Here is a 17262-nt window from a genome sequence, read left to right on the forward strand (position 1 = left end):
ATGGATAAATTTACGAAAGAGCAACAGGTGCAAGCAGTTTACGATTTAAAGGTTGGTTACACCCTGGGGCATGCTGATATTGCAATGCTGAAATCAATGGCCCGCCAACTACTCGCCAGCATGGAGCAGGAGCCGATGGCTTGGGTGACTATGCAGAAGGAATTTTGCGATGATGAACGCACGGCAATAACCAATCGGGTTGACGCAGATCGCTACAGCATTAGTTGCTATGATCTGACGCCACTCTACGCAGCACCACAGTTACCTCAGCTAGTGGTGGCCATAACTCAGCATTTCGACACAATCGCACTTGATACGGCAAAGATGGTTATGTGCGATGTGAATCGCCGCGATGAGTTTTTGGGCGGTGATATTCAGTTGCTATCCCGCATTCAATGCCGCATTGACGAAGCCTGCCTCGCCGCCATGCTTCAGGCTGGCAACTCTCCGGTGATTCAGGATGGCTGGATTAAGTGCAGCGAGCGGATGCCGGAAGACGAGCAGGAGGTTCTAACCAGGAACAGGATGGGGCATTGCTTTGTATCGTTCTTTGATGAGCATTCAGGGCTGTTTTTCGACAGAGTAGATGTGGCCGCCGCATGCTGTATAGAGCACATATTGGTAACCCATTGGATGCCACTGCCAGCAGCACCGCAGCAGGAGGAGTGAGGTGAGTACTTATCTTTTTTTCGGTTTCCTTGTTGTTTGCACTCTGTTTTGTATGGTGATGCTGTGGCGGGTGGTCAAGGTGGCAAAGTGGCGATTCAAGGCCCTCGAAATGAGTGCTGATGATTATCGGGCACTACCTGAATTTAATAAGATGTTGTGGATGATTTGGATATGGAGGCTAGAACGCTTCCCGAGATGTAATAAGCGGGCATGGCGGGAGATGAAGTGATGGATCAGCTACTGCAATATGCCACGAACCGGATAATTGAGCTGGAAAACCTGCTGCTGGTGAATGTTGAGGAAACTGTCTGGCCTGCCGAAGTAGGAATGGTATATAGCCAGATTGAAAGTGCCGGGGATCTTCCGGCACATCACCAGCGCCGCCTGAAGCATCACATCAACCGCATGTGGCTGGAACAAATGCCGGTACCGTCAATAATCGCTGCGGCCCGGTCACTGGCCATCGCTATGGAGAAATACGCGTGAGAGATTCAGAAATCATTGTTGATAATTTTGCTGGCGGCGGCGGGGCGAGTACGGGAATTGAGCTGGCAATCGGTCGCAGCGTTGATATTGGCATGCGTATGCTGCAACCGCACGAGCTATACCGCGCTCAGGGATTCCCTGAGTGGTACATCATCGACCAGGACTATCGGGGTAAGAAGTATGCTAAGGACAAGCAGGTTGCGCGATGTGGTAATGCTGTTCCGCCGCCATTTGCTGAGGCGCTGGTGCGTGCTAATTTGCCGGAGCTTTGTCAGCAGAAACAAATAGCGGCGTAATAAAACATCGCTAATTCAACCCGCTACGGCGGGTTTTCTTTTTTTACTACTGACAGAAAATTAACAATTTGTGCTCTTAAAACGTTGATCATTTCCGTGCATAGGTATACTGTATAAAAACACAGTACATGCAATGGAGGCCATTATGAAAGTTGAATTAACCATTGATCGCATGAAAGAACTTCCTAAAGGCGCAGTACCAGCACTGGAGAAAGAATTGCTTAAGCGCCTGAATGATCACTATGACAATTGCAGGCTCACAATCCGCCGTGCCGGGTCCGATGGGTTAAGTGTTTTTGGTGGTGACAAGGACGATAAAAAGAAAATTGAATCAATCCTCCAGGATACCTGGGAAAGCGCTGACGACTGGTTTTATTAGAATTGCGCTTAAGGCTGGCGCGCATTTTTCAGAATACCGCAATTTGCGTAACCCTCTGATGCTGCTGCCGACAATCTTTAATCGCGTCTGTTAGTCGCTCGAAGGGAGAACATAAATGTGAGTGATTCAGCTTTGCAAACGTCAGAAGACAACTGGTATGACATTGTAAGAAGGTCTGACGGCTGCGTGGTGTTTAGCTTTCCTTCATCGGGCAGGCATCTAATTTATCGCGTCAATGGCATGGTTTCTATGCGGCCTTTGCTGGATGATGAAGAGGTCTTTACTCCTAATGGTTTTATGCAGTTTATTCACCGTCTCGGCTACCGGGTAACCCCACCTTCTGATAATATGAAATCAACGGTCTGAACAACCGTAACCTACTGCGCCACGGAGAGAAACCATGGCGCACGAACTACAACTCATCAAGCAGTCATCAGGAATCCTGATCCCCGCGACGCCGGAGACCAGCGATATTCTGCAATCAAAAATCAAACTCGGCGCCGTGCTGGTAGCCGAATTTCGCCAGGTGAGGAATCCCGCATTCCATCGCCGTTTCTTTGCGCTCCTGAACCTTGGGTTTGAATACTGGGAACCTACTGGCGGAGCAATCTCCTCCAACGAACGCAAGCTGGTAACCGGCTATGCCAAGTTTCTTGCCTCATTCGCGGGAAGTGAAGCCGCACTCCTGGATGCTGCCGAGCAATATCTCGACCGCATTGCTGATAAGCGCGCCGGTAGCATCAGCATCTGCAAATCCTATGATGCTTATCGCGCCTGGGTGATCGTCGAGTCTGGTCACTATGACGCTATTCAGCTTCCTGACGGAACACTTCGCAAACATCCCCGCAGTATTGCCTTCGCTAACATGGACGAAACCGAGTTCCAGCAACTGTACAAAGCCGCGCTCGATGTTCTGTGGCGCTGGGTATTGTCCCGGGCATTCAAGACTCAGCGAGAAGCGGAAAACGCCGCATCGCAGCTCATGAGCTTTGCGGGGTGATGGCGATGAAATATTCCTGGTTCCACCATCACGAATGCACAACCGAACAGGCCGACGAGCTGGTGGCCAGTTACCGCCGCCGTGGCGCCACGGTAGAACGTAGCCTGAATCGCGACAACATCACCTGGACTGTCAGCGTGCAGCTGCCGGAAAGCGAGAAAGCGCCGCGCCCTAGCCGGGTATGGCAAAGCAAGGCGTGGGGGTGAGTATGGCTAAGCTACCGCGCCGTAAGTGCGCCAACAAAGAATGCCGCCAGTGGTTTCACCCGGTGCGTGATACGCAGACTGCCTGCGGTTATGAGTGCGCCAGCGCTGTCGGCAAAGAGCAGACCAGAAAAGCCCGTGAAGACGCTAAGCGCAAAGAGTCCGCCAAACAGCGCGCTACTGAGAAGAAAGAGCGAGCCGCCTGGCGCCAGCGTAAAGCTGCAGTTAAGCCGCTGAAGCACTGGGAGGATTTAACCCAGCGCGTCGTCAATGACTATATTCGCGAGCGTGACCATGATTTGCCATGCATCAGTTGTGGGACGTTCGACACCGTCCAGTGGGAAGCCGGGCATTACCGCTCACGTGGGAAAGCGTCACATCTCCGCTACCACGAAGACAATATCAGTAAACAGTGCCACCACTGCAATGTGCAACTGTCGGGCAATCAGCAGCAGTACCGGCTTGGGCTTATAGAGAAAATCGGGTCTGAGCGCGTTGAGGCTCTCGAAAACAACAACGTTCCACACCGATACACCATCGAAGAACTCGAATCCATCAGGAAGCATTACAGCGCATTGCGTCGAGAGTTAATTAAGAGCAGGGAGGCTGCATGACATTTGAATCCTATTTTGCCGATCACCTCCGCGTTCGTTGGCAACGATTGCGCTTATATCACTTTCCCGGCTCTGTGCTGACGGACTACCGAATACTGAAGAATTACGTGAAAACTTATGCTGGAGAAGCGCTATGAACCTTGAAAACACAGTGAAATACCACTTCGCAAAATCCACGCTGATTAGCGATTCTCCGCGTGCTACCGCCTCCGATTCACTGACCGGTACCGACATTATGGCTGCCATGGGCATGACGCAGGAACGCGCCGCAATGGGTTACAGCGCCTTCCTCGGCAAGATGGGCATAAGCAATAACGACCGGGATCGGGCGATCGGTCTGCTGGCTGAGTACGCGATGACAAAATGCGACAAGGTTGCCGCACTGCGTAAGCTCGGTGCCGGGGTTAAACCTCAGGTGGTGCACCAGTTGGCCACCTTCGCTTTTGAGGATTATTCCCGCAGCGCAGCCAGTGTAAAGCGGTGCGATTGCTGCGACGGTGAGGGCTTTATTGATGCTGAGGTATTCAGTATGAAAACCAATACGCCGGCACATGCAAAAGAAATCATTAAGGCATCAAAAGCGTTTGGTTTGAGGGTGATACCTTCGCAGCACCAAAACAGGCGTGAGGTAAAAGAGGTGGCCCGAGTGCTGTGCACGACCTGCAAGGGGAAGAAAGTCGTGAGCTGCGCCTGCAATGATTGCCGGGGGCGAGGCAAAGCCGTAGACCAGGAAGAAACAACGAAGCAGGGCGTACCGGTATTCGCCAACTGTAAACGCTGCAGCGGGCGTGGCTATGAACGAATTCCTTCGACTGAGGCCCATGCAGCTGTTTGTCAGATTACCGATGCGATCAGCCTGGACACTTGGAAAAAGTCCGTTAAGCCATTCTATGACCAGCTGATCACGAAATTCGATATCGAAGAGACTTGGGCAGAAAAACAGCTTAAGCAGATAACGCGGTAACGCCTGTAACGATAGCCTGCGATTTTGTTGCGGGCTATTTACTTTTCCCGAATCTGTGTTAATTTTGTCCTAACGATGGGTTAATGCCTTCGTTTAGGTGGTGAGTAAGTAAGTAAACATCGCACATCGGGTCAATAGACGCCTTGAGATGAAGCCACCCAAAATTAAGAGCCTCGCCAAGTGCGGGGCTTTTTGCATTCAGGGTCAGAAGCACAGAGGTTGTGCGATCGGCTGTTAACCGATTGGTCGAAGGTTCGAATCCTTCCTGTCCCGCCAAATTCCTACCAGGACCATAAGAGCGAAAGCTCAACGCACTACCCTAATCTTGCCAGCCGCGCCGCTGGCTTTTTTATTTCGGCCGCAGACAATCAATCAAAGATGCCCCGTAGCTATCAGTGTCTGACAGCCTTTCCCCACTAAACACAGCTCCCGCTTCACTTGCGAGGAGAGAGACTATGAAGATGCCCTACAAACAAGACTTCATCGCTGCTTTGCTAGCTGCCAAAGAGCAGGGCATTGGTGCGATTCTGGCATTCATTATGGCGTATCTGCGTGGTCGCTATAACGGAGACACACTATCAAAGACGCTGATTGATGGGTTGATGTGCGCGATGTTTGCCTGGTTCGTCAGGGACATTCTCGTGTTCATTGGCCTGAGCACAAACCTTGCCTATATCGGCAGCGTGTTTATTGGCTATCTGGGAACGGCAACAATCGGATCGCTTATCAAGAAATTCACTGCCAAGAAGGTAGGGGTGGATGATGCAGGAAATTAACTCTCAGCGTAAAGCATTTCTCGACATGCTGGCATGGTCAGAAGGTACTGACAAAAAAGGACAGCCTACAAATAACCGCGGATACGATGTAATTGTCGGCGGGTCGTTATTCACTGATTATTCCGATCACCCTCGCAGGTTGGTAACGCTAAATCCGAAACTGAAATCTACGGCAGCTGGTCGCTATCAGCTACTGTCTCGTTGGTGGGATGCTTATCGCAAGCAGCTTGGGCTGAAAGACTTCTCACCTGCCAGCCAGGATGCTGTCGCATTGCAGCAAATTAAAGAACGCCGAGCGCTTGAGTTAATTGACTCTGGTGATATCCGTCAGGCTATCGATCGCTGCAGCAATATCTGGGCATCACTGCCTGGTGCTGGGTACGGTCAGTTTGAGCACAAAGCAGATAACCTTATCGCCAAATTCAAAGAGGCTGGCGGTACGGTAAACGAGCCAAAATCATGAGCAGGTTAACCGCAATCATCATTGCCGTTGTCGTCTGCACCATCGTGTCGCTTGGCTGGGCTGTTAATCACTACCGCGACAACGCTACCGAATACAAGAAACAGCGCGATGAGAAAACTCAGGCGCTGAATTTGGCGAACGCTACCATCAAAGACATGCAGACACGCCATCGCGATGTAGCTGCACTCGATGCCAAATACACAAAGGACTTAGCCGATGCGAAAAAGCAGCTTGATGATCTGCAGCGTTGCGTTCGTGATGGCAAGTGTGGGTTGCGCATCAACGCAAAATGTCCCGCGAACGGAGCGACCAGCACCGGCAGCATGGTCGATGCTTCCAGCCCCCGACTTAATGACTCCGCTGAACGGGATTATTTCACCCTCAGAGAGCGAATCGTCACAGTGACGAGGCAGGTTGGCTATTTGCAGGAATACATCAACACGCAGTGCCTGAAATAAATACTCTTTGCAAAGTACAAAGTCCTTTTAATGAGCCTCGCGAAATGCGGGGCTTTTTTTATACCCGCAGTAAACCGCGCATCGCAGCGCATGACAATCCCGAGTCTTTCAGAAAGCTGAGCCTGAGAACTGCCGTATATGGTGGCGACCATCTCGGGGCGGCTTTTCTGTGCGAACAGGCTCATCTTTCTTAAGGATCATCGCCATGAATCACCCAAGCATTGTTATCGAAAATGTTCACGTCAGAAGTAATGAACACGGAACCTATAACCTTAACGATATGCACCGAGCGGCAATGGCCGGTGGACTTTCCAAGAAGTAGCAGGTTCCTAGTCAGTTTATCGGTGCTGACGGAGTACAGGCTTTTGTCGATGAGGTTTCCAAAGTGCTAAAAGACACTTTGGAGCAAAATCAAATACTTGATGTTATCCACGGTGGAGCTAATCGTGGGACGTGGGCGCATGAGTTAATCGCCTTAAAGTATGCTGCATGGCTTTCGGCGTCTTTCGAAGTGAAAGTTTATCAGACCTTCCGCGATGTAGTGATGGGTAAGCTTTCCCTCTTCGCTGAGGCCAACAAGCTTGAGCTGGAGTATCAGCATAAGACCAAGCGCGTCAGTACAGCAGCTCGAATTATGAATAGTTGGGGCGTTGGTGGTGAAAAGCGCCGTATTGAATCTGAGCGGATTCATATGCAGGAGCAGATTCAATTAGTCATTCCAGGCCTGCCAAAAAAAAGACGAAGCGGCGTAACCGGCTCAGAATTGAGCTAGTTGATAAGAGAGCCACTTTCACAACGGCTCTCCATTACAGAAGCTCTTCGCTGAGGGGCTTTGATAATGTCAAAGTTAGGTGATTCAACATGGCTAAACCGGACTGGGGAGCACTGCAAGACCAGTTCCTCGCCGAACATGCTAAATCCGGTATTTCCCCCAAAGACTGGTGTGAAGCGCAGGGACTGAATTACGCCAGCGCACGTCGATATATCAAAAAACCTACTGCGCAAAATGCGCAAAAAACTGCGCAGAAAAAAATGCGCACTGCGCAAAAAGATAAAAGCGCAAATGAGCTGGTGGATGATGATGGACTTACTGCTCAGCAGCGCTTATTTGTCGCGGAGTACCTGAAAGACAACAACGCCACCGCTGCCGCTTCACGTGCTGGTTATAGTGACCCAAACTACGGTCGCCAGCTCATAACGAATCCTAACGTTGCCCAGGCCATTGCGCAGCAGCAGAAAGCCTCCATTGCGCGCACGCTTGGCTGTGCTGATGAAGTCCTGGCGCAGATGTGGCAGCTCGCCACTTTCGATGCAAACCAGCTTTCACAGTATCGTCGCGGCGCGTGTCGTTACTGCTGGGGCTTCGGTCACCATTACCAGTGGCGCGATGCCGTGGAGTTTGAAGAGAAGCGGCTGGAAGCTAAAGAACGCGACAAGCGTGAGCCAGTCGACGTGGGCGGCTATGGATATGACCACACCCAAGAGCCGAACCCTGCCTGCCCGCGCTGCAATGGTGACGGAATAGGCCAGCCTTACTTCGCTGATACCAGGAAACTCTCCCCTGACGCTGCTTTGGCATATTCCGGCGTCAAGCTGGGGAAGAATGGTGTCGAGATAACGGCAATCAGCCGCGAACGGATGTACGAAGCCGTAATGAAGCGCCTGGGCCTGGCCGATAGCGAATTCGCGCAGCGCCTCCAGCAAATCGAAATCGACCGCCGGCAGCTGGAGATTGAAAAACTCCGCAAAGAGCTGGCCGGTGATGGTGATGATGACGAACCAACACCAGTACAGATCAATATCAACGTAGTGGATGCGAGGGAAGAAGATGGGGATCAGCCCGACACTTAACATCCCACAGGCTCGCTTCCTCGCGATGGAGCACAAGTTTAAAGCCTACGTTGCCGGGTTCGGTTCCGGTAAAACGTGGGTGGGTTGTGGCGGCATCTGCAAAGGGATGTGGGAACACCCGAAAATCAACCAGGGTTATTTCGCGCCGACCTACCCGCAGATTCGTGACATCTTCTACCCGACTATCGAAGAGGTGGCCTTCGACTGGGGGCTGAGCGTCAAAATCAATGAGGGGAACAAAGAGGTTCACTTCTACGAGGGGCGACGGTTCCGCGGGACCACAATCTGCCGTTCGATGGAGAAGCCCGGCTCGATAGTTGGTTTCAAAATCGGTAACGCGATGGTGGATGAGCTGGATGTCATGGCGGCTGCCAAAGCGCAGCAAGCCTGGCGAAAAATCATCGCCCGTATGCGTTACAAGGTGGATGGGCTGCGTAACGGTATTGACGTCACGACAACGCCGGAGGGGTTCAAATTCGTTTACCAGCAATTCGTGAAGGCAGTACGTGAAAAGCCAGAGCTCTCAGCCCTGTACGGTCTGATACAGGCCAGCACGTTTGACAATGCGAAGAACCTGCCCGCGGATTACATCCCTTCGCTGATGAATTCCTACCCGCCGGAGTTGATTAAGGCGTATCTGAGGGGGCGCTTCACCAACCTGACCAGCGGCACCATCTATCACCAATTCGATCGACGACTGAATAACTGTACTGATGAAGAACAGGCAGGCGAACCGCTCTATATCGGCATGGACTTTAACGTAGGCAAAATGGCGGCCATCGTCCACGTGCTTCGAAATGGCGAGCCGCGCGCGGTACGCGAATTGATAAAAGTTTATGACACGCCGGCCATGATAAAGCGTATCCAGGAAGAGTTCTGGCGCTACGAGGGCGGGCGCTATGTTGCCTCCAGGCAGATTTATATCTATCCGGATGCTTCCGGCGATTCACGCAAGTCCAATAACGCCAGCGCCACCGATATTGCGCAGCTCAAGCAGGCAGGATTCAGCGTGGTGGTGAACGCCGCCAACCCGCCGGTAAAGGATCGCATAAACTCCATGAATGCCATGTTCTGCAACGGCAACGGTGAGCGCCGCTACAAAGTTAACGTTGCTCGCTGCCCGGTCTACACAGACAGCCTTGAACAGCAGGTATGGGCGGCAAACGGCGAGCCGGATAAATCAGCCGACAACGATCACCCAAACGACGCTGGTGGCTATTTCATCGTGAAGCAATTCCCGATCATCAAACCCACCGGAAAAGTCACTCAACTACGGATGTAACTCCATGCCTGACATCTCAACACCCAATCTGGACTATGGGAACATGGTCGAGGCGTGGGATATTAACGATGCCCTGATGGGCGGTACGCTCTATATGCGACAACTGGGCGAGGCATATCTCCCGCGCTGGCCGAAAGAAGACAAAGAGGACTATAAAAAACGCCTCTCTGTGGCTACGCTTTTGCCCGCCTACGAAGAGACCATTAAGCAAAATATCGGGCGCGTATTTGCCGAGCCGATTAAGCTGGCCGAAAACGTTCCAGAGCAACTGCGAGAGTTTGCGAAGAACATCGACCTGGAGGGTACCCGCCTCGATGTCTGGGCTCAGTCATTCTTCGGCCTGGCGATGCAGTATGGCCTCTCCCATGCGCTGGTAGACTATCCCCGAGTGGACCCCGAAAGGGTGAAAACCAAAGCGGATGAGAAAGCTACCGGCGCGCGCCCGTACGTCACAATGCTTAATCCCCGCCAGGTAATCGGATGGAAGTCGAAGATGGTGGACGGTAAGCTGGAGCTCACCGCGCTGCGCATCAAAGAGGTGGTTGTCGAGGACGGTGACGACTTCGGGCAAACAAAGGTGGAGCAGATACGTTATGTGACGCCGGGAAAGGTGGAAATCTACCGCAAGTCCAGAGGCACCGAGGGCGCGGCGAACTGGGAGATATTCAATCAATGGGAGACCTCTCGTAAAGATATCACCCTGGTGACGCTCTACACCAAGCGCACCGGGTTTATGTGTGGTTCACCGCCTCTACTCAACATGGCCATGCTGAACATCAAGCACTGGCAAAGCCAAAGTGAGCAGGACAACATCCTGCACGTCGCCCGGGTGCCTATATTGACGGTGTTCGGGCTTGAGCAGGGAGAAGAGCTGGTAATTGGGTCTTCGTCTGCCACATCGTTCACCGATCGGCAAACCCAGGGTCTGGAATATGTTGAACATACCGGTTCGTCCATTGGTGCCGGCAAAGAGTCGCTGGCAGAGCTGGTGGAGCAGATGCGCCAGGCTGGCGCGAAGCTGCTGCGCACGGAGAACACCTCTACCAAATCGGTGGATCAGACCTCCGAAGAGAAAATGCAGGAGCAGTCGCCGCTCTACACTATGGCCACCAGCCTCGAAGACGCGATCGACAACATCCTGCAGATCATGGCTGAGTACATCGGCGAGAAGGAGGGCGGCAACGTAGATGTGCGCACCGAGCTGGATGTTGAGTCGAAAGAATTCAACCCGCCTGCTGCGCTGGCTATTCAGTCCCTGCGCCAGGGCGGTGACCTTCGCCGTATCGATGCGATTAAAGCCCTGCAAAAACTCAACCTGATTGATGCCGACGCGGATCCTGATACGGTGCTGAGCGAGTTGCTGGCCGAGTCTGCGTCACTGAGTGAACCACCGTCGGGGGTGTGAAATGGCCCGTTCCGTGAATGACAGGCTACTGGACGAGACCATCGCGCACGGCTTGTACGTGACGCGTTACGGTACCGGCGTCGCCCGGCGCATGGTCGCGCTGCTGAACAAGGTGGATGCTGAACTGGCCGCCAGGCTGCTGGTGCTGCTGGATGGCAAGCGCGCTGATACCTACAGTGCGCGTCGTCTGGCCTCTCTACTGGCCGGTGTTCGTGAACTGAACCATCAAGCCTACGAACCGGTTAATGCGTCCCTGGAGCGTGAGCTGGCACGTTACACGGATTATGAGACCGGGTATCAGATGGACCTGTTCAGCAGCCTTATACCTGGGCAGGTGCTGAAACACGTCCCGCTGCAAAGCATTGCCCCAGAGCAGGTCTACGCCTCTGCGGTGGCGCAACCTTTTCAGGGGAGATTGCTGAAGGAGTGGGGCCAAAAGCTTGAATCCGATCGGCTGGATAAAATCACCAGTGCGGTGCGTACCGGATTTCTTCAGGGTGAAACCGTCGAGCAGATCGTGAAGCGCGTCGCCGGCACGCCGCAACTTAACCGCCAGGACGGGGTTATCAATGCCTCACGTCGTGACCTTGCTGTTGTTGCCCGCACCGCGGTGAACCATATGGCAGCAACGGCGCGCCAGGAGTTTGCACAAGCCAATAGCGATATCGTGAAGGCCAAACAGTGGTCTTCGACTCTGGACACCCACACCAGCCAGTGGTGCATCATCCGCGACCGCAAACTCTACTCGCTCGATGGCAAGCCGCTGGGCCATGCAATTCCGTATCTGCGCGGACCCGGCAAAATCCATTTTTGCTGCCGCTCCTGCGAAATCCTGATCACTAAATCGTGGGAGGAAATGCAAATAGCCTCAGGCGAGCTGAGCAACGCCACGCGCGCCTCAATGGACGGACAGGTGCCAGCGCATACCAGCTATGCCGAATGGCTTGCGAGGCAGCCTTACGCGCGGCAGGAGCAGGTGCTGGGCGTTACTCGCGCGCAGATGCTGCGTGACGGCAAAATCACCGTGCCGGAGATGTTCAATGATGCCGGGGAGTTCCTTACCCTGGACGAATTGCGCCGCGTGGATGCGTCGGCATTTGAGGGGTAGGGTATGCGTAATGATGATTTTCACTGCGTGGGCGATGGCCGTGGCAGACGAAGGGTGTTTGTAAATGGCAATGAGGTAAAGAGCTGCGTTTGGGCGGACGTTAAGCGAGGTGTCGCATGCATTCATCCACACCCGTTACGGATCCATAAACGAAAGCGGAGTGAGGTTTACTCCCGCAAGCTACGCGGCGAAATTACAATCGAATTTATCTAACAGGCTGCCTCAGGGCAGCTTTTTTTATGCCTGCCGCTGAGCGGATGCGACGCGGTGCCCGGGTCGGATGACCCTTTACGTATGGCCGGAAGGCTGGAGCAAAAACAATGAAACTGAAACTTGATGCTAACGGAAATGTGGTCGTTGAAAACGGTATGCCTGTGTACATCCATGATGATGGCAAAGAGATCCCGTTCGATGCGGTCGCAGCGATGACCAAAATCACCTCCCTGAATGGCGAGGCGAAAACTCACCGCGAAGCGAAGGAAGCGGCGGAAGCCAATCTCGCGAAATTCTCTGGCATCACCGACCCGGCCAAGGCGCTCGAAGCCCTGGAGATGATGACCAAAATCGACCAGAAAAAACTGATCGATGCTGGTGCCGTTGACCAGGTAAAGGCGGAGATCACCAAAGTTTTCCAACAGCAGCTGGACGAAGCGAACAGCAAGACCCAGCAGCTGGAAACTCAACTCTACGACGAGATGATCGGCGGCCGCTTCGGTGGCTCCAAATTCATTTCAGAGAAGATGGCGATCCCGGCTGAGTTCGTGCGTTCGTACTTCGGGCAGAACTTCAAAATCGAAGACGGCAAGGTCGTGGCCTTCGACGGTCAGGGCAATAAGGTGTTCTCTCGCACCAAGCCTGGCGAGCTGGCTAGCTTCGACGAAGCGCTGGAGTCACTGATCGAGTCGCATCCGCAGAAAGATTACATCCTCAAAGCGTCCGGTAACAGCGGCGGCGGTTCTCACCAGTCGCAGCACCAGGCCGGGCAAAAAACCATGAAACGCGATGCGTTTGATGCATTACCTCCAGCAGAGCAACAGGCTGTGATCGGCGGCGGCACAAGCATCGTTGATTAATCGAAAGGAATAAATACATGTCTAATACTTTGACTGGCCTGATCCCGACCATTTATACGGCGCTTAACCGCGTTTCACGTGAGCAGGTAGGTTTTATCCCGGCAGTGGCTCGCAACGCTAAGGCCGATGCCGCGGCCAAAGACCAAACCGTGACCGCACCAGTAGCACCAAAAACCACCACGGTAGACATCACACCGGCACCTACCGCACCAAACGACGGAGATCAGAACATCGGCACCGTGGATGTCAAAATCACCAAATCAAAAATGGCTCCGGTCAAATGGAACGGTGAAGAACAGTTGGCGATGGGGCCATCAGGTAACTACGACGTTATCCTTGCCGATCAGTTTTCTCAGGCCTTCCGCGCGCTGAGCAACGAAATGGACGCAGACCTGGCTGCGCTGTTCTACAAATCTTCCCGTGCAGTTGGTGCACCAAAAGAGACGCCATTCAGCATTAAAGACGATCTGTCTGATGCAGCGCTGGCGCGTCAGATTTTAGTGGATAACGGTGCACCGACTACCGACATGCGCATGGTGCTGGGCGGCGAAGCGATGGCCTCAATTCGCGGAAAACAGTCGGTTCTGTTCAAAGCGAACGAAGCAGGTACCGATCAGCTTCTGCGTGAAGGTATTATTGGCCGCGTGATGGGCTTTACCGGCGTTATCACCGAATACTCCACGCGTGAAATCGACGGTTCACTGATTGCTACGGGCGATAAGAAACTGGCGGCCACGTTTGAAACGGAAGTGCGCATTGGCGACCTCATTGATATCGACGGCAAAAAGTGGCGCGTGGTCCAGCCGAATCCGGTTAAACCTGCAGATGTGCTTATCTCCTACAACATCCAACTGAGGGCGTGAGTATGGCCAGTACTGCTAATCAGCCGTTCCTGGCTGCCATTCAGTTGTTCGTGGATAGCTCGAAGCAGGAGATGGACGAGGTAGTGCGCCGGACGGGAATTAAAATCCTGGCTCAGCTCGTTGAGATGTCGCCGGTAGGCCAGCCAGATATCTGGGAGGTCAACCAGACGGCAACCTCATACAACACTGCTGTGCGGGAACATAACGCGGCTTTGCGTGATGACCCGGCCAACCTGACCAAATCAGGGCGTCTTAAGCGCGGGCTGCGCGTCAACGACTCGATGGACATCAAAAAGCCTGACGGCTATGTCGGCGGGCGCTTCAAGAACAACTGGTATGTGGGGTTCGATAGCCAACCAACGGAGAGCAACGAAACTCCGGACGCTTCCGGAAAGGGTTCCAACTCCCGCGGGCTGGCGGTGCTCGAAGTGTTCCGGGTAGGCCAGGTCAGCTCGATTTTCTTCACCAATAATCTGCCATATGCGGCAGCACTGGAGAACGGGCATTCCGGCCAGGCACCCGGCGGCATGGTGGGCATCACTGCGCTGGATGCCGCGCAGTTGTTCCGTGAGGCAATGAGCGAGGTGCGCAATGGCCAGTGACCAGTCAATGCGAATTGCTGAACTACTGGAGAGCCGCATTGCGGTTATCTGCTTATCGCTTGGGCTGCCCGTAGCCTGGCCGAACATACCGTTTACTCCCCCGGATAGCTCACCATACGGGCGTGTTTATGTTCTGCCGGCACAGACGGTGGGGCAAGACCTGGAAGGTCAATTGCGAACCTATCAGGGCATCCTGCAGCTCAACATCATTATCCCTGCCGGTAGTGGCGTGTCTCAGGCCAGAGGGCTGGCAAAGTCTATTGCCGATGCATTCCCGGAAGGCCTGCCGCTAGTAGATGGTGACCTGACCGTTTATATCAACGGGCCGCCGCAAATTCGCCAGCCAATTCAGGGCAGCATTGATATCACGCACCCCGTCAGCATGCAGTACCGCGCTGATTACTGACCCGCCACTCGGCGGGTTTTTCATACCTCAATTCAGGAGAATGCAATGGCATTCGCAATCCCTAACGGGTCGCGTGTAAACGTGGCCAAGGCCTATCTTGCGCCGATTATTTTCACTGCAGCATCCAATGCCACGGAATGCGAACTGACCGTTGCCTCGGCTGCTGGCATCCTCGCGGGCGATGTTGTCCAGGTTAACTCTGGCTGGTTGAAGCTCGACACCATGGTCGTGCGCGTTAAGTCAGTCACCGGTACAAAAATCGTGCTGGAAGCGTTCGATACCACCAACACCGCTAAATTCCCGGCAGGCACTGGCGCTGGCACGCTGCGCAAGATTGATTCGTGGATCACCATGCCACAGGTGATGACGCTCTCTACCGAAGGCGGTGACCAGCAGACTATCTCTATCCAGTTCCTGGAAGATGATAAGGCCCGTACCATCCCAACGTTCAAAAATGCCGTGGTGCAGGTCTATACCTTCGCGCATGACCCGCAGTTGGCTATCTACAAACGGCTGATTGAACTTGATGAATCTAGCGATGCCACGGCTGTCTGGTTCCACAACCCGCGCGGAAAAGCGGATCGTTACTACTCTGCCAAGGTGTCCTTCCAGAAAGTGCCGAAGACCGAAATCAACGCTGTGGAAAGCAATGAAGCGCGTATGAACTTCGAATCAGATATGCAGATTTACCCTATCGTTGATGCATCCGCTACGCCGCTGGCGTTCCTGACTGACTTGCCAGCAACCAAAACTGTTGCCACTGGTGCAGCGTTGGATCTGGCAGTGGTTATGCAGGGCGGCTCCGCGCCGTACACCTACGTGTGGAAGAAAGGCAGTACGGCTATCCCGGGCAAAACCGCCTCGACGTTCAACATTTCGTCTGTCGCATCCGGTGATGCTGGCGTTTACACCTGTGGAGTCACCGACGCTGCGGGCAAAACCATCACCTCGGCTGCATGCACCGTTACCGTCTAATCACTTAAGCCCGGTTCGCCGGGCTATTTTATATCCGTAATAAATCAACCGCGCATCTCACGCGCATTTAAAACACAGAACCTTTCAGGATGACCCTTGAGGATACCGGCTGGCTGTCGGTGCCTTTCTGTGGGCCGGATTCCTGTGAGACAAGGTTCATCACTCAAAGGTAATTACCGATATGACTAATTTATGCATGTTCAATACTCCGGTCCGCGTCCTTGATGGCGATATGGTATGCCTAACTGACATCTGGATGGCGGCGGCTAAAGCCAAGGAGGAGGGGCTGGCCCCATCTCTGATTAAACGGAATATGGACAAGCTACGTCCGTGGTACTTTTTGCGAAACGCCTCCACGAAGCGTTTTATCAGCAGCTTACTCAAACTCTCAAAAAACGAGAGTTTGGAGCTACCTCCCTCCCCAACACTGACTGTGGCTGGTAACGGCGGTGGAACCTTCGCCCATAAATTGATCGCTTATAAATATGCTGCATTCCTCGACTCTGACTTTGAGGCTGGCGCATTCATTATTCTTGATAAATTTTTTACCGGTGAGCTGCAAAGAAAGAGCGATCTGGTTGCAGATCTCAATCTAAGCATCCTCGAGTTCGATAATAAAAAGGATTACGCCAGCCATTGCGGGAGTGGGCTGGCTGGGTGGAAGCATGAAAAGCCAGTGCTCCTCGCAAAAATCAAGCTTTTGACGGACCAGTTGCAAATGACTCTCCCCGGGCTTTCGGCATGACAGATCGTCTTGTCGAGTGCGCATCCAGAGCGGGGCGCGACTTCTCTGAATTCTTGCGCGGCGAGAAAGACATTATGCAAGTGCTGGCGTCTATTGATCAGTTTGCATATCAGCTCGAGATTCGCGGTTGCGTTAACCAGCACTTTGTCAGTCATATGATGAGGGGCGCGGTAATGCAGGAGTTCATGAATATGGCGAACGAGCGTCAGAAAGAAAATCGGCGCATAAAACGCGCAGCAAAGAAACGCAAATGACCCGCTCCGGCGGGTTTCTTTTTTCCTAAGGAACCGAAATGACCAAATTCTCCCTGATCCCAAACCCGACCTTCTCCGTCACCGCCAGCATCCCGCGCGCTGGCACTGAAGACGGCAAGCTGACCTTCGCCTTCCGCCATAAGACACTGGAAGAGCTGCGCTCTATGGACGAAAAGCTGCAAAAGGCCGCTGAAGGTAAAAAGGCTGCTATCGAGCCGCAGGCAGACTACCTCATGGAAATTGTCGAGGGGTGGGCGCTGCCGGATGAGTTCACCCGCGATAACGTGATCGTCCTCCTGCAGAACTATCCGCGCGCATTCGACAGCATTGGCCTGGCCTATACCAAAGAGCTGATGGGCATCCGCGAAAAAAACTGAGGCAGGTCGCCGC

25 protein-coding genes, 1 tRNA gene and 2 pseudogenes are annotated in these 17262 nt (G+C 53.3%); all 28 read left to right on the forward strand.

Annotated features, from left to right (window positions below):
• The 28 genes and pseudogenes from QMN38_RS09385 to QMN38_RS09520 all read left to right on the forward strand — a co-directional run bounded on the left by QMN38_RS09385 (nucleotide 1) and on the right by QMN38_RS09520 (nucleotide 17249).
• On the forward strand, nucleotides 1–669 hold the full coding sequence (locus tag QMN38_RS09385; protein ID WP_323604882.1) for a DUF551 domain-containing protein: 669 nt from the start codon (nucleotides 1–3) through the stop codon (nucleotides 667–669).
• A gap of 228 nt (nucleotides 670–897) precedes the next feature.
• On the forward strand, nucleotides 898–1155 hold the full coding sequence (locus tag QMN38_RS09390) for a hypothetical protein (protein ID WP_016156704.1): 258 nt from the start codon (nucleotides 898–900) through the stop codon (nucleotides 1153–1155).
• Nucleotides 1156–1229: 74 nt separating this feature from the next.
• Nucleotides 1230–1451, forward strand: a pseudogene (locus QMN38_RS09395) (DNA cytosine methyltransferase); the annotation flags it as partial.
• A 145-nt stretch (nucleotides 1452–1596) separates the two neighbouring features.
• Nucleotides 1597–1830, forward strand: a complete 234-nt coding sequence (locus tag QMN38_RS09400; RefSeq protein WP_016236996.1) for a DinI family protein — start codon at nucleotides 1597–1599, stop codon at nucleotides 1828–1830.
• 117 nt (nucleotides 1831–1947) lie between these two features.
• Nucleotides 1948–2196, forward strand: a complete 249-nt coding sequence (locus QMN38_RS09405; RefSeq protein WP_001568777.1) for a hypothetical protein — start codon at nucleotides 1948–1950, stop codon at nucleotides 2194–2196.
• Nucleotides 2197–2230: 34 nt separating this feature from the next.
• Nucleotides 2231–2830: a DUF1367 family protein gene (locus QMN38_RS09410; RefSeq protein ID WP_064545070.1), complete on the forward strand. Its 600-nt coding sequence runs from the start codon at nucleotides 2231–2233 to the stop codon at nucleotides 2828–2830.
• Nucleotides 2830–3036, forward strand: coding sequence for a hypothetical protein (locus tag QMN38_RS09415; protein WP_181029597.1), 207 nt, complete (start codon nucleotides 2830–2832; stop codon nucleotides 3034–3036). The genes QMN38_RS09410 and QMN38_RS09415 overlap by 1 nt, the downstream gene beginning before the upstream one ends.
• A gap of 2 nt (nucleotides 3037–3038) precedes the next feature.
• Nucleotides 3039–3647, forward strand: a complete 609-nt coding sequence (locus QMN38_RS09420) for a recombination protein NinG (protein WP_323604883.1) — start codon at nucleotides 3039–3041, stop codon at nucleotides 3645–3647.
• Nucleotides 3644–3784, forward strand: a complete 141-nt coding sequence (locus QMN38_RS09425) for a YlcG family protein (protein WP_001568781.1) — start codon at nucleotides 3644–3646, stop codon at nucleotides 3782–3784. The genes QMN38_RS09420 and QMN38_RS09425 overlap by 4 nt, the downstream gene beginning before the upstream one ends.
• Entirely contained in the window at nucleotides 3781–4611 is an 831-nt protein-coding gene (locus tag QMN38_RS09430; protein ID WP_323604884.1) for an antitermination protein, read from the forward strand. Before QMN38_RS09425 ends, QMN38_RS09430 begins: the two co-directional genes overlap by 4 nt.
• Before the next feature lie 201 nt (nucleotides 4612–4812).
• A tRNA-Asn gene (locus QMN38_RS09435) sits at nucleotides 4813–4887 on the forward strand.
• A gap of 179 nt (nucleotides 4888–5066) precedes the next feature.
• Nucleotides 5067–5387 carry a phage holin, lambda family gene (locus tag QMN38_RS09440; protein WP_323604885.1) on the forward strand — a complete coding sequence of 107 codons (321 nt, stop codon included), beginning with the start codon at nucleotides 5067–5069 and terminating at the stop codon, nucleotides 5385–5387.
• On the forward strand, nucleotides 5374–5850 hold the full coding sequence (locus QMN38_RS09445) for a glycoside hydrolase family 24 protein (protein ID WP_323605047.1): 477 nt from the start codon (nucleotides 5374–5376) through the stop codon (nucleotides 5848–5850). The genes QMN38_RS09440 and QMN38_RS09445 overlap by 14 nt, the downstream gene beginning before the upstream one ends.
• Nucleotides 5847–6308: a lysis protein gene (locus QMN38_RS09450; RefSeq protein ID WP_323604886.1), complete on the forward strand. Its 462-nt coding sequence runs from the start codon at nucleotides 5847–5849 to the stop codon at nucleotides 6306–6308. The genes QMN38_RS09445 and QMN38_RS09450 overlap by 4 nt, the downstream gene beginning before the upstream one ends.
• Nucleotides 6309–6648: 340 nt before the next feature.
• Nucleotides 6649–7080 (forward strand): KilA-N domain-containing protein, encoded by a 432-nt coding sequence (locus tag QMN38_RS09455; protein ID WP_323605048.1) that lies wholly within the window; start codon nucleotides 6649–6651, stop codon nucleotides 7078–7080.
• A gap of 89 nt (nucleotides 7081–7169) precedes the next feature.
• On the forward strand, nucleotides 7170–8159 hold the full coding sequence (locus QMN38_RS09460) for a terminase small subunit (protein WP_323604887.1): 990 nt from the start codon (nucleotides 7170–7172) through the stop codon (nucleotides 8157–8159).
• Complete coding sequence (locus QMN38_RS09465; RefSeq protein ID WP_045418821.1) at nucleotides 8137–9441, forward strand: terminase large subunit domain-containing protein; 1305 nt, start codon at nucleotides 8137–8139, stop codon at nucleotides 9439–9441. The genes QMN38_RS09460 and QMN38_RS09465 overlap by 23 nt, the downstream gene beginning before the upstream one ends.
• Before the next feature lie 4 nt (nucleotides 9442–9445).
• Nucleotides 9446–10846 (forward strand): DUF4055 domain-containing protein, encoded by a 1401-nt coding sequence (locus QMN38_RS09470; RefSeq protein ID WP_175330104.1) that lies wholly within the window; start codon nucleotides 9446–9448, stop codon nucleotides 10844–10846.
• 1 nt (nucleotide 10847) lies between these two features.
• Nucleotides 10848–11954: a phage minor head protein gene (locus tag QMN38_RS09475; protein WP_323604888.1), complete on the forward strand. Its 1107-nt coding sequence runs from the start codon at nucleotides 10848–10850 to the stop codon at nucleotides 11952–11954.
• Nucleotides 11955–12274: 320 nt separating this feature from the next.
• Nucleotides 12275–13027 (forward strand): DUF6651 domain-containing protein, encoded by a 753-nt coding sequence (locus tag QMN38_RS09480; RefSeq protein WP_323604889.1) that lies wholly within the window; start codon nucleotides 12275–12277, stop codon nucleotides 13025–13027.
• Nucleotides 13028–13044: 17 nt separating this feature from the next.
• Nucleotides 13045–13683: pseudogene (locus tag QMN38_RS09485) on the forward strand (P22 coat - protein 5 family protein); the annotation flags it as partial.
• The gene (locus QMN38_RS09490; RefSeq protein WP_323605049.1) at nucleotides 13672–13890 is read left to right on the forward strand and encodes a hypothetical protein; all 219 of its coding nucleotides are present in this window, start codon (nucleotides 13672–13674) and stop codon (nucleotides 13888–13890) included. The pseudogene QMN38_RS09485 and the gene QMN38_RS09490, both read left to right, overlap by 12 nt.
• Nucleotides 13891–13892: 2 nt before the next feature.
• Nucleotides 13893–14492 (forward strand): hypothetical protein, encoded by a 600-nt coding sequence (locus QMN38_RS09495; RefSeq protein WP_323604890.1) that lies wholly within the window; start codon nucleotides 13893–13895, stop codon nucleotides 14490–14492.
• Nucleotides 14482–14898: a DUF4128 domain-containing protein gene (locus tag QMN38_RS09500; protein WP_323604891.1), complete on the forward strand. Its 417-nt coding sequence runs from the start codon at nucleotides 14482–14484 to the stop codon at nucleotides 14896–14898. Before QMN38_RS09495 ends, QMN38_RS09500 begins: the two co-directional genes overlap by 11 nt.
• Before the next feature lie 45 nt (nucleotides 14899–14943).
• Entirely contained in the window at nucleotides 14944–15873 is a 930-nt protein-coding gene (locus tag QMN38_RS09505) for a phage tail tube protein (protein ID WP_323604893.1), read from the forward strand.
• 181 nt (nucleotides 15874–16054) lie between these two features.
• Complete coding sequence (locus tag QMN38_RS09510; RefSeq protein ID WP_283074507.1) at nucleotides 16055–16618, forward strand: KilA-N domain-containing protein; 564 nt, start codon at nucleotides 16055–16057, stop codon at nucleotides 16616–16618.
• The gene (locus tag QMN38_RS09515) at nucleotides 16615–16872 is read left to right on the forward strand and encodes a hypothetical protein (protein ID WP_323604895.1); all 258 of its coding nucleotides are present in this window, start codon (nucleotides 16615–16617) and stop codon (nucleotides 16870–16872) included. Before QMN38_RS09510 ends, QMN38_RS09515 begins: the two co-directional genes overlap by 4 nt.
• Nucleotides 16873–16910: 38 nt before the next feature.
• The gene (locus tag QMN38_RS09520) at nucleotides 16911–17249 is read left to right on the forward strand and encodes a phage tail assembly chaperone (protein ID WP_323604897.1); all 339 of its coding nucleotides are present in this window, start codon (nucleotides 16911–16913) and stop codon (nucleotides 17247–17249) included.
• Nucleotides 17250–17262: the final 13 nt, after the last annotated feature.

It is taken from the genome of Citrobacter sp. R-1.5.2, assembly GCF_035064245.1.
GTDB lineage: Bacteria > Pseudomonadota > Gammaproteobacteria > Enterobacterales > Enterobacteriaceae > Citrobacter.